This is a genomic window from Stenotrophomonas sp. STEN063 (genome assembly GCF_056854515.1).
In genome coordinates this window covers 22,418-36,769 of the sequence record NZ_JBXFWF010000017.1, presented here as the reverse complement: position 1 = coordinate 36,769, position 14,352 = coordinate 22,418, and the positions used below count along the sequence as shown (strand labels likewise).

Annotated in this window: 14 protein-coding genes; all 14 read right to left on the bottom strand. The window is 65.6% G+C overall.

Annotation, left to right across the window (positions count from 1 at the left end):
- Nucleotides 1-37: 37 nt before the first annotated feature.
- Nucleotides 38-871: a glycosyltransferase family 2 protein gene (locus tag AC1VWL_RS06605; RefSeq protein ID WP_482986175.1), complete on the bottom strand. Its 834-nt coding sequence runs from the start codon at nucleotides 869-871 to the stop codon at nucleotides 38-40.
- Nucleotides 868-1,731 (bottom strand): glycosyltransferase family 2 protein, encoded by an 864-nt coding sequence (locus tag AC1VWL_RS06600; protein ID WP_481533338.1) that lies wholly within the window; start codon nucleotides 1,729-1,731, stop codon nucleotides 868-870. The genes AC1VWL_RS06605 and AC1VWL_RS06600 overlap by 4 nt, the downstream gene beginning before the upstream one ends.
- Nucleotides 1,732-1,733: 2 nt before the next feature.
- Nucleotides 1,734-3,971, bottom strand: a complete 2,238-nt coding sequence (gene gspD / locus AC1VWL_RS06595) for a type II secretion system secretin GspD (protein ID WP_482986174.1) — start codon at nucleotides 3,969-3,971, stop codon at nucleotides 1,734-1,736.
- A gap of 9 nt (nucleotides 3,972-3,980) precedes the next feature.
- Entirely contained in the window at nucleotides 3,981-4,661 is a 681-nt protein-coding gene (locus AC1VWL_RS06590; protein ID WP_482986173.1) for a type II secretion system protein XpsN, read from the bottom strand.
- The gene (gene gspM / locus AC1VWL_RS06585; RefSeq protein ID WP_482986172.1) at nucleotides 4,651-5,259 is read right to left on the bottom strand and encodes a type II secretion system protein GspM; all 609 of its coding nucleotides are present in this window, start codon (nucleotides 5,257-5,259) and stop codon (nucleotides 4,651-4,653) included. The genes AC1VWL_RS06590 and gspM overlap by 11 nt, the downstream gene beginning before the upstream one ends.
- On the bottom strand, nucleotides 5,234-6,361 hold the full coding sequence (locus AC1VWL_RS06580; protein WP_482986171.1) for a PilN domain-containing protein: 1,128 nt from the start codon (nucleotides 6,359-6,361) through the stop codon (nucleotides 5,234-5,236). Before AC1VWL_RS06580 ends, gspM begins: the two co-directional genes overlap by 26 nt.
- Entirely contained in the window at nucleotides 6,358-7,212 is an 855-nt protein-coding gene (locus AC1VWL_RS06575; RefSeq protein ID WP_482986170.1) for a type II secretion system minor pseudopilin, read from the bottom strand. Before AC1VWL_RS06575 ends, AC1VWL_RS06580 begins: the two co-directional genes overlap by 4 nt.
- On the bottom strand, nucleotides 7,209-7,862 hold the full coding sequence (locus AC1VWL_RS06570; RefSeq protein WP_482986169.1) for a prepilin-type N-terminal cleavage/methylation domain-containing protein: 654 nt from the start codon (nucleotides 7,860-7,862) through the stop codon (nucleotides 7,209-7,211). The genes AC1VWL_RS06575 and AC1VWL_RS06570 overlap by 4 nt, the downstream gene beginning before the upstream one ends.
- Nucleotides 7,859-8,251 carry a type II secretion system protein XpsI gene (gene xpsI, locus AC1VWL_RS06565; RefSeq protein WP_482986168.1) on the bottom strand — a complete coding sequence of 131 codons (393 nt, stop codon included), beginning with the start codon at nucleotides 8,249-8,251 and terminating at the stop codon, nucleotides 7,859-7,861. Before xpsI ends, AC1VWL_RS06570 begins: the two co-directional genes overlap by 4 nt.
- Nucleotides 8,248-8,760 (bottom strand): type II secretion system protein XpsH, encoded by a 513-nt coding sequence (gene xpsH / locus AC1VWL_RS06560; protein WP_482986167.1) that lies wholly within the window; start codon nucleotides 8,758-8,760, stop codon nucleotides 8,248-8,250. The genes xpsI and xpsH overlap by 4 nt, the downstream gene beginning before the upstream one ends.
- Nucleotides 8,761-8,766: 6 nt before the next feature.
- A complete protein-coding gene (gene gspG, locus AC1VWL_RS06555; protein ID WP_303748838.1) occupies nucleotides 8,767-9,195 on the bottom strand; it encodes a type II secretion system major pseudopilin GspG in 429 nt (142 codons plus the stop codon).
- A 27-nt stretch (nucleotides 9,196-9,222) separates the two neighbouring features.
- On the bottom strand, nucleotides 9,223-10,440 hold the full coding sequence (xpsF, locus tag AC1VWL_RS06550) for a type II secretion system protein XpsF (protein ID WP_482986166.1): 1,218 nt from the start codon (nucleotides 10,438-10,440) through the stop codon (nucleotides 9,223-9,225).
- A gap of 31 nt (nucleotides 10,441-10,471) precedes the next feature.
- Entirely contained in the window at nucleotides 10,472-12,199 is a 1,728-nt protein-coding gene (gene gspE, locus AC1VWL_RS06545) for a type II secretion system ATPase GspE (RefSeq protein WP_482986165.1), read from the bottom strand.
- 123 nt (nucleotides 12,200-12,322) lie between these two features.
- Complete coding sequence (locus AC1VWL_RS06540) at nucleotides 12,323-14,206, bottom strand: S8 family serine peptidase (protein ID WP_482986164.1); 1,884 nt, start codon at nucleotides 14,204-14,206, stop codon at nucleotides 12,323-12,325.
- Nucleotides 14,207-14,352 lie beyond the last annotated feature (146 nt).

Genomic DNA, 14,352 nt, shown 5'->3' with positions numbered 1-14,352 from the left:
GGGGTGCTTTGAACGCCACAACACCCCAGATCCGAACTTACTTCAGCAACAAGCGCGGCACCTGCAACGCCGCATGCGCCCAGATCGCACACCACACCCCTGCCCTCACCGGCAGGCTGCGCTGGCTGGCTTCGAACTTGCGGAAGTAGCGCCACAGGCCGCGATGCTTGTGCCATTCCACGAAAAACGGCCGCGAACGGCTGGATACGCCACGCACATGCAGCACCTTCAAGTCATTGGCTATCGCCACCACAGCACCGGCCTGGCGTGCGCGCCGGCATAGATCCAGGTCTTCGGCATGCAGCCGGTAGCCGGCGTCCCAACCGTGCAGGCGGTCGAACAAGCCACGCGGCATCAGCAACAGCGCGCCCGACAAGGCCTGCACCTGCTGCAACGCTGCCGAATGGTCCACCTGCACCGCGAGCCGCGAGCCCGCACCAGGGTTGCGCAGCATCGCGGCGAAGTCCGGGTCGCGGCGGCGTACCGCTGGATCAGCGGCGCCGTCCTCGTCCACCTGCTCCACGCCGAGCAGGCAATCGCCCAACGGCCGGCCAAGATCGCGCAAACGCGCCAGGGTCTGCGGCTCGACCATCAGATCGGGATTGACGAAGGCCAGCCACGGCGAATGGCATTCGCTTGCGCCCTGGTTGCAGGCGGTGGCAAAGCCGGGATTGTCAGGATTGGCGATGAAACGCACACGGCTGTCGGCCAGCGCATGCCGCTGTGCGATCGCCAGCGAACCATCACGCGACTCGTTGTCGACCACGCGGATCTCGGCAACATCGGCGGCGGCGCGCAGACGCTGCAGGCACTCATCCAAGGTGCTTGCACTCTGGTAACTGACCACCACCACCGCAATCGAATCGCTCACACCGGCTCCGCGCCTGGAAGGGAACCACAGGCATCGAACAGGTCGGGCTGGGCTTGCGGCATTATCGCCTGCTCGCACAACTGCTGCAGTTGCTGGCGGTGGGCATGAAGCGGGTCGTTCATCAGGAACGCGGCCAGCCGCGCGGTCCACACCGGCCAGCGATTGGCCAGCACCTCCATGTCGCCTTCGGCCGGCCGACCTTCGCTGTGGCGGCCAACGAAGGCGTTGTCACACAGCACGTTGCGCCAACCCAGCCCGCTCATGCGCAGGCTCAGGTCTACCAGCGCGGCGTACCACGAACCATAACTGTGGATATCCAGACCGCCGGCACGGCGACGTGCACTTCCTCGTATCAGCACCGCATGGGTGACCGCAGAGGGCAGCTCGGGCTGCAGCAAGGGCATCGCCGCCAGGGCCTGCAGCAGCCGCGCCGGATCGGCAGGCAGCGGATTGAGTTCGCCGGCACGCGGCCATGATACGGCTTCGCCGGCGTTGCTCCACGGCGTGGCGGTGGCGATGGAGGCATCACGCGCCAGGCAGTCGCTGAGCTGCTGCAACCAACCGGCCATCGGCAAGGCATCGGGTGCAAGCACGGCGACATCGGCGTCGCCACAGGCCTTCAGCATCTCGTCCAGATGCGCGGCTTCGCCGATCGGACGTGGACGGCGCGTGTACTCGGCCTGCAGGCGGGTGCTGGCAAGCCAGTGTTCGATCACCACCTGGCCGCGCGGGCCGCTCTGGCCATCGTCGGCCAGCCACACCGGCGTACCCGCCGGTGTGTGTTTCTCCAATGCCGCCAGGCAGGCATCAAGCGCTGCATCATCCACACCCACCGGCAGCAGGATGACCGGCAGCGCCATGCTCAGCGACCCTTGGGTGCGTTGATCGGATCCAGCGCACGGAATTTGCTGCCGTACTCGTCGGTGAGATTGCGCGCCTCCTGAGGATTGCGAACGATGGTCGGGGTCAGCAGCACGATCACTTCGCTGCGTCGGCTGCTTTGCGTCTTGCGACCGAACAGGCCACCGATCACCGGCAATCGGCTCAGTCCGGGCAGACCGGATGAGCCCTTGGTGGCACTGTCCTCGATCAGGCCGGCCAGCATCACCGTGTCACCGGCATTGACCGCCGCTTCGGTCTTCATGCGGCGGGTGTTGATGCGTACGTTGCCGTTGTCATCAGGCTCGCCTTCGGGCGAGCTGACTTCCTGCACGATGTCCAGGAACACCATGCCATCGCGGGTGACACGTGGACGCACCTTGAGGATGGTGCCGGTCTCCAGGTACTGCACCTGCGCGTACTGGTTGTCGCTGATGCCGGACACCGACACCGAATACACCGGAATCTTGCTGCCCACATTCAACGTGGCCACCGCGTTGTTGCGAACGAACAGCGACGGGGTTTGCAGCAGGCGGACATCGGTGACCTGGTCCAGTGCCGTGATCACCGCAGCAGCATTCTTGCCGAGGAAGGTCCAGCTCAGCCCGCCGCCGCCTTTGCCGTCACCGGGAATCAGCGAGCCAGCGATATCACCCCAGATGCCGCGCCCGAGGGCTGACGGCAGGCCGGCGCCGCCGTCGGCAACCGGCCTGTTCACCGCCTGCTCGAAATACCAGTTGACGCCATAGCTCAGGTCACCGCTCAAGGCGACCTCGGCCACCTGCGCCTCGATGTGCACCTGCATCGGCATCACATCGAGCTTTTCCACTACTTCGCGGATCGAACGCCATGCCTGCGGTGTGCTGCGCACCAACAAGGTATTGGTTTCCTCGACGGCGGAAACACCGACGCGGTCGCCTTCCACTTCCAGGGTCACGCTGCCATTGCCCGAGCTGCGCTGCGGCAAGGCCATGCCCTCGCCCATGCCGCTGCTGCCGCTACCACCGCCCACGCCATCGCTTTTGCCGAACGAACCGCCGCCGTCACCGAGGTTGTCGTCGGCGCTGGCCGATGGATCGACGGTGCCACCGCCTTGCAGGCTGACTGCACTGGCGCCCGGCGCCAGCGAAGCGGCACCACTCTGCCCGCCACGCGAACCACTGCCAGCGCCGAACACTTCGGCCAAGCGGTCCGCCAGATCCTTGGCCTTGATGTACTTCAGCTCATACGAGAACAGACGCGCACTGCCGCCGGCACTGTCGATGCGGTCCAGCCACTGCTGGATCTGGTCCAGGTAACGCGCCTGCGGAGTGATCACCAGCACCGCATTGGCATTGTCCAGCGGCATGAAACGGAACATGCCGGCACTTGGCGTCTTGCTGGCTTCGCCGAATACCTTCTCAAGGTCACTGGCCACCTGTGAGGCGCGTCCGGACTGGATCGGGAACACGCCCACCGACATGCCCGACAGCCAATCCACGTCGAAGATCTCGACCGTGCGCAGGTAGTTTTCCAGTTCGGCGCGGGTGCCGCCCAAGGTGATCACATTGCGCGAGCCATCCACGCCGACAATCGCGTTCGGGCGTGCATACGGCTCCAGCACCTTCTTCATCTCACTGGCCGAGATGTACTGCAGCGGCACCACCCGCACCTCATAACCACGTGCGGCCGAGGCCGGTGCCGTGCTCGGTGCGACCGTGCCCGCCAGCGACTGGTCAGCCGGCACCACGTTGTAGCGGCCGCCGCTGTAGATCAGCCGGGCGTTGTTCCAGCCCAGCACCATCTCCAGCAGGTTCAGCGCCTGTGCCGGCGACACCGGCTTGGGCGTGGCCAGGGTTACCGTGCCCTGCACGGTCGGGGCGATGACGTAGTTCTGGCCGAGCATGTCACCGAGGATGGCTTTGGTGACTGCCTGTACCGATTCGCCCTCGAAGTTGAACACCGCCGTGCCGTTGCCAGCGGCGGTCAAGGCGGGGGTCGGTGCCGAGGCGGCAGCGCGGTTGATGACCGTGCCGTTGCCACGACGGATCACCGCCCTGCCTTGGGCGTCATCGACCTTGGGGGGATCTTCGGCGCCGAGCGGATTGGTGCGCGCTGCCTCACCGGGGGCCGGCGTACTGCTATCCGTCGCAGCATTGCGACGGATGTCCGGTGCCGGCGTGGTAACGCAGCCGCTCAGGGCACCGATCAGCAGGCTGACTGCAACTATGCGTGATGTCATACGCTCACTCTACGGGTTCTGGCGGCCGGAGCTGCCGTTCTGATTCTGTTGTGCCTGCCGACGGCGGGCCTGGATGCGATCACGGATCGCCTTTATCTGGTCTGCCGATGGCGCAACCGGGTCGGCTGCAGGCGGCGGAGTAGCAACGCTGACCGGCGGAGGAATCGGCTGCGAATTGCCAGGCAGGGGCACTACCCCCCCCTCTGTTGGCGGTTTGAGCCCGCCACTGAACACCTGCAATTCCAGGTTGAGCGTGCCGGCCGGGCCGCTGACCACCGCGCTGCGCGGCTGCAACGACAGCAGCTGCCAACCGTCCTGCACCTCACCGCCCAGGCGCAGGCGCAGCGACTTGCCCTGCTCGGTGGTCAAGGTGGCCATGTCCAGCCCCGGTGTCATCAATACGCCGGTCAAGCGCACACCTGTCGCTGCAGGTTCACCGGCTTCGCCAATGAAGAACGGATGCGGCCGCCGATCGCTGGCAAACAGTGGCCGGTTCAAGGCTTCGGCGTTGTCGGCGACCACCAGCTCCCTCGCCTGCGGTACCGCTGGCAAGGCCGGCACTTCCAGCGCTGCGTTGCTGCTGCCAATCCTGCCGCCAAGGCCGAACAGGCAGGCTGCCCACACCAACAGCGCCCAAGCCGCGAATGCAGCCAGCAACCAGGTGCGTAGACCCGCTGCGTCATTGCGCATTGGCTGCCTCCGTCGCTGGCGCGACCACGCCCGGGCGCAGGTAACCGCTGAGCTCGAAACTAACGTCCAGTCCGCCACCGCCTTCGCCCAGGCCGGCGGACAGGATGTCGAGCCGGTCCACGCGCAATTGCGGCGCACCGGTTTCCAGCGTCTGCAACACGTTCATCCATTCGCTCATGCCACAACGCAGCCGCGCCTGCACCGCAACGCGCGGGAAGCGGCCAGTGCTGTCGGCCGGCAACGGCGAGCGATCGCTGATCGCGCAGCTGCGCTGGTCCGGACTGGCCAGACGTGCCGCTTCCTCCAGTCGTTGCACCAGTTTGGAGGTCGCCAGCTCCGCTGAGCTTTCCGCCATGAAGCCGGGTTGATCGACCAGTGCCTGCTGGGCCTGCTGCAGCCGTTGCGCGACCTGCGGCGCCTGCCGCAGCTGCATGCCGATGCGCTGCTGGCGCTCCTGCAAGGCCTGGATTTCCGCTTCGACCACCAGCATCGGGCGGACCCACAAGGGCTGCACCAGCAGCAGGTAAATCATGCCCAGTACGGCCAGAAGCAGGCCAAGTGCCAACCAGCGGTCACGGCGTGCGGGATGCGTTGCCATCGGCAGCCTCCTGGTTGGGGCCGCGCAGTTCCGCGGTCAGGGTGAAGCGTTCACGCGCGGCACCCTGGCCGGTCTGCAACACACCGGTCAGCGATGGCGTCTTCCACAGCGTTGAGCCCTCAAGCTTGGAAACCAGCGATGACGCACTGCTGCTCATGCCGATCAGCTGCATGCGGCCACCTTCGATCGAGAGTTTCTCCAGCGAGGTATCGTCGCCCAGGCGCTGGCTGAGTTCGTTGATGATCTCCGTTGCGGTCGCCTGCTGGGCGCGTTGTGCGGTGAAGAACTGCTGGCCATCGACCATATCCTGCAGCTGCTGCCGCTGCGCGGCCACCGCACGCGCGCGCACCGCAGCTGCATCCACCTGTGCCGCCAGCCGGGTCGCGGCGGCGCGTCGATTATCCAGCAACTGCCACGCGGCAAGCACCAGCATCACAACGCCTGCGACCAGCAACAGCCGGTTGAGCCGGCGCATGGGATCGTGGCGCTGCCGGCGCAGTGCCGACGGCAACAGGTTCACTCCCAAGGGCTGGCCCTGCGCATCAACTGCATCCACGCCATCCAATTGCTGCTGCCACGTCTCACCCGGGCCCAGCAGCGCATCCACCAGTGGTCGCGGTACGACCACCAGTTCGGTATCCAGTTGTCCATCTTCGCGACGCTGCAACAGCCGCACGTCGTAATACACCTGCGCGGCGGTGAATGGCGTCTGCCGGTCTATCTCGAAACCCAGCACTTCGCGCAGGCGTGCCTCGGCGGCGGCCGGCATGCGCAAGGGTTTGCGCAGAACCGCGCTGGCTGGCAGCAGTCCGTGGCGCGGCAGGCTGGCCACGCGAGGCGGCAGCGCGGCATCCACCGCGTGCGGCGTGGCATCGGCAGGCAGCGCCTGCAGCACCTGCCGCTGGCCGTTCTGCTGCAGCGACAGCAGCAACTGCGCGTTACCCGCTTCCAACAGCAAGCGTGCATCGGACACACCCAGCAAGGCCTGCCAGCGCAGCGGCAGCCACGACAGCAGGGACTGGCTCCACCAAGCCCAGAAGCCACCCGCGCCCGGCGCAATGCGTGCACTCACCTGCCCCAGTCGTTCACGCAACCCCGTCATCTGGACATCGCTCCCTGTTCCCATTGCAGCACCGTATACGGTGCACCGACCACACCACCGGGATTCAGACGCACCACCGCGCGGACAACTGCCTGTCGCTCGGCCACCAATTGCACCTTGCTGGTGACACTGTAAGTGCCGGTGTCACCCCCTCCGGCTGAAGTTTCGCCCATTCCGGGATTGCCGTCTTCACGTTCGCGCTGGGCCAGGATCAAAGCCGCATCCATTCCCATCGCGGTCAACACCGGACCGGGGGCAAAACGCGGATTGGGCCGGGCGCTACCGTATACCGTCACCAGCGGCACAAGCTGTACGTAAAGTGCTGGTTCCATGCCGAGCACACGCTGCAGTTCGCTGACGCTGTCGAACGGTGCGTTCTTGGCGCCATACGGCAACCCGGCCGCCTGGTAGTCGGCGGTCTCAGCGCCGCCAGCTACCTGCAGCAGCGAATCCGGATCACGCCAATCGACGATGGCGCCGGCCAACCGCGCGGCCTTGTCCGGTGGCAGTTCGAGGCCACGCAGCAAGGCCTGCAGCAGGTTCAGGTCGGCCTGGTTCAAATCAACCTTGCCGGTCTCGTCAACGATGCGCAGCTCCACCGTGCGGCTGTCGAACTGCCAGCGATAACGCCGGCCATCGGCGCGCCAGCTGGGCTGGGTCGGGGTGGCGCGCATCCGCGACAATGCATAGTCGATGCCGGCGTGGGCAATCTGTTCGCCCCCGGCCAGGTCACCGGTGACCCGGCCCTGCAGGTGCTCGACCCGCGCGGTCAAGGCAAACGCGGCAATGGTCGTAGCCAACAAAGCCACCACCCACAGCACCAACACCAGGGCTGCACCGCGCGCCTTCATCGCCAGCTCCCGGCAATCGAGGACTGCGGCAAGGCCACCACCAGCGGCGGCCAGGCCGCACCCTGTGCGGGCGTGATTTCAATCGACACCAGCATCGGCATGCGGCCCGGGACCTCCCAGTTGTCCTGCCAGCGCCCCATTGCAGTCGTGCCCGGTTCGATACCGCGATAGCGCAGCTTTACCTGCTTCAGTCCATCTGCCAGCAACTCGCTGCCGCGCGGCGGGTTTTCCTCCAGCAGCTGACCGGATTGCAACAGGGTCAAGCCCAGACGCAGCTCCTGCGTCGAACCGCTGCCGCTGACCTCCAGCGTGTGCAGGTAGGGGCCGCCACGGCCCAGGTAATCCGGCACATTGGCCACAAAGCGCAGCTGCGTCGGGCTACCGGTAAACACTGCGGCGTTGCCACTGAGGGCGTCGCGTTCCAGCGCCAGGGGCATCGCCGAGACCAGACGCCGGCGCAGAAAACCTTCCACCGCGCGCATGCGCTCGTTGCCGCTGGCAATCGCCTCGCCGCGGCTGCTGATCGCGAGCGTCGAGCGCACCGCGGCGAACGCCAGTGCCATGCCTGCCGCCAGCAGCACGGTGGCCAGCAATACCTCGATCAGGGTGAAGCCACGTGCCCGCAGCGGATGACGCAATGAGGACCTCATGGCAGCACTTCCAGCGGTGCATTGGCGCGCAGTCGCAGGGTGCGCCAATGCAGTTGTTCCTGCGCGCTGTCGCCCCAGCGCACCTGCAGGTCCAGCAACCACAGCCGCGCCTGTTGCTGGCGTGGCTCAACATAGGGGGAAACCTGCAGGCTCCAGTGATAACGGCCCAGCTCCCACTCCCCCTGCTGGCGCCCGGCCTGCAATGGCGCTTCAACCCCCGCAACCGCCAGCAGCGATTGCGCATGCAGGGCGGCGCGGCCGTAACCGTCGGCCATGCTGACCTGCCGCGCAGCACCGGACAGGCTGCCCAGCAGCAAGGTCATCGCCAAGGCCAACAAGCCGAAGGCGACGATCACTTCAATCAACGAATAGCCGCGTTGACGCCTCATCCTGCGCCCTCACGCACCGGCCCGGCCTTGACCTCGCCGGTGATCCACGCAACGTCGATCCGCCACACAGCCTTGCCGGCACGCAGTTCAATGCGGCCGCCGCTGGAGGCGCCATCCTCGAAGAAACGCACGACGCCTTCGTCCTTGCGCGCCTGCAATTGCCCAGCGCCGGTGAATGTCACCACCAGCGCCTGTGGCAGCTCACCATGGTGACCGTCCGCGCCCTGCCAACGGCGGCTGCCCGGATTGATCTGCAACTGCTGTGCGACCCCGGTACTGATCGCACGGGTACGCGCATAACGCAGTTCGGCCGCCAGCGTCTTGCCGCTCGAGCGCAGCTGCATGCCGTCCATGCCACCACTCATCGCCATCGCAGCCATCATCGCCAGCGCGGCGACCAACGCCAGCACCAGTACCATCTCCAGCAAGGACATGCCGCGCATGCCTGCGGGCCGCGCGGATACGGCACGCGTGGCAGCAAGCGGTAGTGGAAAGCGCGTCACGACCATCAAGGCTTATTCGTAGCGGATGTCGGCGTTGTAGCTTTCGCCGCCGGGCTGGCCGTCGGCGCCCAGGCTGATCAGATCGAACGGACGACCTTCACCCGGCACCCGGTACTGCACCGGATTGCCCCACGGATCATTGAACTCCGCCGGTTTGGAATACGGGCCCAGCCAACCCGCCACACCTGCAGGCTGCGTGGACAGGTCCTCCAGCTTGCTCGGCAAGCGGCCGGTATCGAGCTTGTAGTTCTCCACCTTGCTGGCCAGCGTCTGGATCTGGGTCTTGCCAAGGTTGGCCTTGCCACGGTCGGCACCGCCCAGCACACGGCTGCCGACCAGGGTCAGCACCGCGCCAATCAGCACGATGACGATGATGATTTCCAACAAGCTCATGCCAGCCTGGCGTGCGCGTGACAGGGGTTGCTTCAGGGTTCGCCTCATTTCTTCATCCTTCCACGAAAACAGGGATCAACCGATGGCATTGGTAAGGTCGTACAGCGGCACCAGCACCGCGATGATGACCACGCCCACCACCGACGCCAACAACAAGGTGATTACCGGCACCAACGCCGCCAGCATGCGGTCGATGGCGCGGGCACTTTCCTGCTCAAAGGTATCGGCGGTCTTCAGCAGCATGCTTTCCAGCGTGCCGGACTCTTCGCCGACCTGGATCATCTGCAGGGCCAGGCGCGGGAAGCGGCCATTGCGTCCCAATGACGAAGCCAGCCCGGCACCGTTCTTCACCGCCTCGGCGGCTTCACTGACGTCCGCGATCAGGGCACGGTTGCCGAGCACATTGCGGGCAATGCCCAGCCCGGCGAGCAATGGCACGCCATTGCGCAGCAAGGTGCCAAGCGTGCGCGCAAGCCGCGCGCTCTCCAGTTTGGCAACCAGTCCGCCAATCATCGACCGTTTCAACAGCCAGGTATCAAAGGCCAGACGGAATACCGGATCACGCCGCTTGCGCTCCACCCACAGCAGCAACAACGCTGGCACCACGATGAAAACGAACCAGCCCTGGCGCACCAGCAGGCCGACCTCCAGCACCGCGCGGGTAAACCACGGCAAGGTCACATCGAGGCTTTGGTACATCAGCGAAAACTGCGGCACCACGTAGCCGAGCAGGAACAGCAGCGCCAGACCCACCACCACCAGCAGGATCGCCGGGTAGATCAGGGCATTGATCACCCTGCCCTTCAACTCCTGGCTGCGCTCCAGATAGTCGGCGAGCCGTTGCAGGGTTTCGTGCAGGCTGCCGCCCGCCTCGCCGGCGCGCACCATGTTCACGTACAGCCGCGAGAACAGGCCGTGTTGGCGCTCCAACGCCTGCGACAGTGGCGCACCGCCGCGTACGCTGTCGCGGATATCGGCAATCACCCGTTGCGAGCGTTGGTCTTCCGGCGTTTCCATCAGGATCGACAAGGCACGGTCCAAGGGCTGTCCGGCGCTCAACAAGGTCGCCAGCTGCTGGGTGAACTGCACCAGCGCGGCGCCGGCAAACGGACGCTGCCGCCATTGCTTCCAGCCGCCGCCCTCGAACGCCGAGCCGGTCGCCGGCTTGGCTTCCATCGGCAGATGCCCCTGCTCCTGCAGGCGCGCGATCACCTCGCCTTCGCTGGCCGCATCCATCTGCCCTTCGAGCAGGTCGCCGCGGGCATCCAGCGCCTTGTATCGGTAACGCGGCATCAGCAGCACCGCTCCGGGTGTACGCGATGACTCATGCGTCCTCCGTCACCCGCAGCACTTCTTCCAGCGTGGTTTCACCACGCAGTGCCTTGCCGATGCCATCTTCGTACATGGTGCGCATGCCGGCCTTGCGTGCGATCTGTTCGATCTCGCCCATGCCGGCCTTGCGCATCACCGCATTGCGCAGCGCATCGTCCATCACCAGGAACTCGACGATGGTTGTGCGGCCGAGGTAACCGGTCGGCGCCAGCGCCGACGGCTGCGCGCGGTAAAGATGGATGTCGCCCTGCGGCTGGAAGCGGCGCAGGCCGAAGCGCTCGATCTCTTCTTCCGACGCGCGGTAGCGCAGCGCGTGGGCCGGCTCCAACCTGCGTACCAGACGCTGGGCGAGGATGCCGTTGATGGTGGAAGTGAGCAGGTAGTCTTCCACCCCCATGTCCAGCAAGCGGGTGATGCCACCGGCGGCGTTGTTGGTATGCAGGGTGGACAGCACCAGGTGGCCAGTGAGCGCCGACTGGATCGCGATGCGCGCGGTTTCCAGATCACGCATTTCGCCGATCATGATGATGTCCGGGTCCTGGCGCACGATGCTGCGCAGGGCATTGGCGAAATCCAGCCCGATCTGCGGCTTGGCCTGGATCTGGTTGATTCCCTCCAGCTGGTATTCCACCGGGTCTTCGACGGTGATGATCTTGACCTTGTCGGTGTTGAGCTGGTTGAGCGCGGTGTACAGCGTGGTGGTCTTGCCCGAGCCGGTGGGGCCGGTCACCAGCAGAATGCCATGTGGCTGCTCCAGCACCTTGCGGAACTGCGGCAGGAAATCCTCGCTGAAACCCAGCCGCTGGAAATCAAACACCACCGCCTCGCGGTCGAGCAGGCGCATCACCACACTCTCGCCGTGTGCAGTTGGCATGGTGCTCACGCGCAGATCCAGTTCCTTGCCCTGTACCCGCAACATGATGCGACCATCCTGCGGCAGGCGGCGCTCGGCGATGTTGAGCTTGGCCATGATCTTGATGCGGCTGATCACCGCCGCGGTCAGGTTGACCGGCGGGCTTTCGCCATCAACCAAGACGCCGTCGACGCGGTAACGCACCTTCAGTCGGTTCTCGAACGGCTCGACGTGGATATCCGACGCGCGCAGTTCCACCGCACGCTGGATCAACAGGTTGACCAGGCGGATGACCGGCGCTTCGGAGGCGAGGTCGCGCAGGTGCTCGATATCGTCCAGCGGAGCAAGCTCACCATCAGTGGTTTCCAGGATCGTCCCCATCGCGGTACGGCCCTGTCCATACCAGCGCTCGATCAGCTCATCCACTTCGCTGCGCACGCCAACCACGGGGGCAACCTCGCAACCGGTAGCGAGGCGGATCGCGGCGATCGCGTAGCCGTCCTGGGGATCAGCCATCCACAGCAGGATGCGGCCACGTTGCTCACCCAGCGGCAGCACCAGGAACTGCTTGAGGAAGCGCAGCGGCACCGGCTCCACGCCTTCCACCAGCTCAGGCGGCTGTTCGGGCAGGTCGCGAGCGGCAAGCAGCCGCAGCTCCAGTACCTTGGCACAGGCTTCAGCATGGTCGCGCTCGGACACCAGCCCCAGCCGTGCCAGCAACACCAGCAGGTCGCCACCGGATTCACGCTGCAGCTGGCGTGCGCGCTGCAGGTCAGCGTCCTTCAGCCGGCCCTGCGCCAGCAGTTCGGTGACGATGCGGTCGGCAGGTGATGGCGCAAGTTGGGCGTCGTGGGCTACCGCGTTCACGCAATCCTCCTGAGTTGGCCGAACTTTAGCAGTTCGCACCCCTAGGTCGTGCACATGAACCGGCATTACAGTTAAAAAGAGCCCCGGCAACGCCGGGGCTCCAAGGTCGCACGATAGTCAGAATTACTGACGGGCAACCAGACTCACGCCGCTATACGAGCTCGCCCCAACCAAGGTGACGTAGTAGGTGCCAGCCTGCGGCTTGTTGATGCGCACCGTTTCGCTGTTACCGCCGCGGGTCGATTTGGCGTCGAATTCGCTGCTGCTCGCCACTGCCTCGTAGCGGACATACACCGATACGTCGCCGCTGCCACCGTAGGTCATGAAGGTCAGCACCTTGCCGGCCTCGGCCTGGAAGCTGTAGACCGTCTCGCTGCCACCACTGCCGGAAACCCCGGTCAGCGCAACCTTGTTGACCAGCGGCGTGGCGTCCGGGCCGCACTGCTCGACATTGGGATCACACGGCGGCGTGGTCGCCTTTACCAGCGCGGCGTTGATGTTGAGGATGCCGGCCCCGATCGGGGTGCTGGCCGGGATCGCCACCGGGAACGGCGTAGCGGTCGTCTTCAGCAGGTCACGCATCTGGTTCAGGGTCAGCGGCGTGTCGACCACGCTCTGCACCATCGCCACCGCAGCAGCCACATGCGGCGATGCCATCGATGTGCCACCCATGCCGCCGAGGATCCAGTTGCTCGGCTCCGGTCCCTTCTCGCCACCGTTCATCACCTGCCAGATGTAGCCGTTCGGGTTGCCGTCGACCGAGCCGCCACCGCCCGGCGCTGACAGATCCACGCGTGCACCGTAGTTGGAGTAGTAGGCACGCGCACCGGTCACGCCGGTGGCACCGACACTGATCACGTTGTTGCAGGAGGACATCGTGTAGCTGGCGGCGTTGGCATTGTCGTTGCCTGCCGCGACCACCACGATTGCACCCTTGCTGTTGGCCAGATCGATGGCTTCCTGGTACTCGCTCGGGCAGGTCGCGGGCGATACGCTGCCCAGGCTCATGTTGATGACTTCGGCAGGATTGGTGTTGAGCGGCAGCCCCGGCACCTCGCCGCCTGCGGCCCAGACAATACCGTCAGCGATATCACTGCCGAAACCACCGCAGGAACCCAGCACGCGTATCGGCATCACCTTGGCTTTGTAGGCCAGGCCGGCCAGGCCCCTGCCGTTGTTGGTCTCCTGGGCGATGGTGCCGGAGACGTGACTGCCATGCCAGGAACTGACGTCGGCCGCATGCGAGCCACCGGTTGCCCAGCCGGTGCAGTAGTTGGCCTCCACCCAGTCACCGATATCCCAACCACCGGCAACCCGCCCGTCACTGTCACGGCGCGATACGCGCTTGTCGCTGATCATGTCGTAGCCGGGAATGACATTGTTCTGCAGGTCCGGGTTGCCCTGGGTGATGCCGGTATCGATCACCGCCACCACCACGCCTTCGCCCTGCGACAGATCCCAGGCCTGCGGTGCTCGCACACCGGTGCTGGGGTTGAAGAAATTCCACTGGTACTGGGCATAGTTGGGGTCGGTCGGAACCATTGCCGGGGCGACATCCACCATGCGCTGGTACATGCGATCGATGTCAGCGCGTTCAACGGCCGGATTTGCCTTGAGCTCGCGGACGAAGTTCGCCGCTTCCTGCGCATTGAGGGCACGCGAGGTCTTGACCACGCTCCAGCCCGGCGCGCCCATGCGCCGCAGCAGCGCGGCCTGGACCGCAGGCTGGGCGGCTGCACGAGACGTCTTGGCCACGGCACGATCCAGGCCGGCGCGCGACGCCGCTGCGCCAAGGCCACGATTGAGCGTCGCCGCATCACGCAATTCGCTGCTGCCGGCGCGGTACTTCACCACGAACCGATAGCCACCGCTGCTGTCCACCGTGGACGAACTCAAGCCTATTGTCTTCGCAGGTCCAATTCCGGCAGCAGATGCGGCAGGCACGCCGATCGAAGCCATCAGTACGGCACCGGCAATCGCCAAACCAAGCTGGGTCTTCTTCTTCATGTCGGATCTCTCGTCTTGATAGAACAGGGATGGAACTCAACGCTGCATCGCTTTGCCGTCCTGGCCCGCAACAGCCGCACTGCGGGGGCAGCACGGCTCCTGGCGATGAACCTGGAAGCCCCCGCCGCAGCAGGCGGGGGCAAGAC

Bases quoted from the DNA above. Each gene is read 5' to 3' on its own strand.
- xpsI (WP_482986168.1), bottom strand. From the start codon at position 8,251: ATGAGGCGTCAACGCGGCTATTCGTTGATTGAAGTGATCGTCGCCTTC.
- AC1VWL_RS06600 (WP_481533338.1), bottom strand. From the start codon at position 1,731: ATGGCGCTGCCGGTCATCCTGCTGCCGGTGGGTGTGGATGATGCAGCG.
- xpsF (WP_482986166.1), bottom strand. From the start codon at position 10,440: ATGCCGCGTTACCGATACAAGGCGCTGGATGCCCGCGGCGACCTGCTC.
- xpsH (WP_482986167.1), bottom strand. From the start codon at position 8,760: ATGGTCGTGACGCGCTTTCCACTACCGCTTGCTGCCACGCGTGCCGTA.
- AC1VWL_RS06590 (WP_482986173.1), bottom strand. From the start codon at position 4,661: ATGCGCAATGACGCAGCGGGTCTACGCACCTGGTTGCTGGCTGCATTC.
- AC1VWL_RS06570 (WP_482986169.1), bottom strand. From the start codon at position 7,862: ATGAGGTCCTCATTGCGTCATCCGCTGCGGGCACGTGGCTTCACCCTG.
- gspM (WP_482986172.1), bottom strand. From the start codon at position 5,259: ATGGCAACGCATCCCGCACGCCGTGACCGCTGGTTGGCACTTGGCCTG.
- gspD (WP_482986174.1), bottom strand. From the start codon at position 3,971: ATGACATCACGCATAGTTGCAGTCAGCCTGCTGATCGGTGCCCTGAGC.
- AC1VWL_RS06575 (WP_482986170.1), bottom strand. From the start codon at position 7,212: ATGAAGGCGCGCGGTGCAGCCCTGGTGTTGGTGCTGTGGGTGGTGGCT.
- AC1VWL_RS06580 (WP_482986171.1), bottom strand. From the start codon at position 6,361: ATGACGGGGTTGCGTGAACGACTGGGGCAGGTGAGTGCACGCATTGCG.
- AC1VWL_RS06540 (WP_482986164.1), bottom strand. From the start codon at position 14,206: ATGAAGAAGAAGACCCAGCTTGGTTTGGCGATTGCCGGTGCCGTACTG.
- gspG (WP_303748838.1), bottom strand. From the start codon at position 9,195: ATGAGGCGAACCCTGAAGCAACCCCTGTCACGCGCACGCCAGGCTGGC.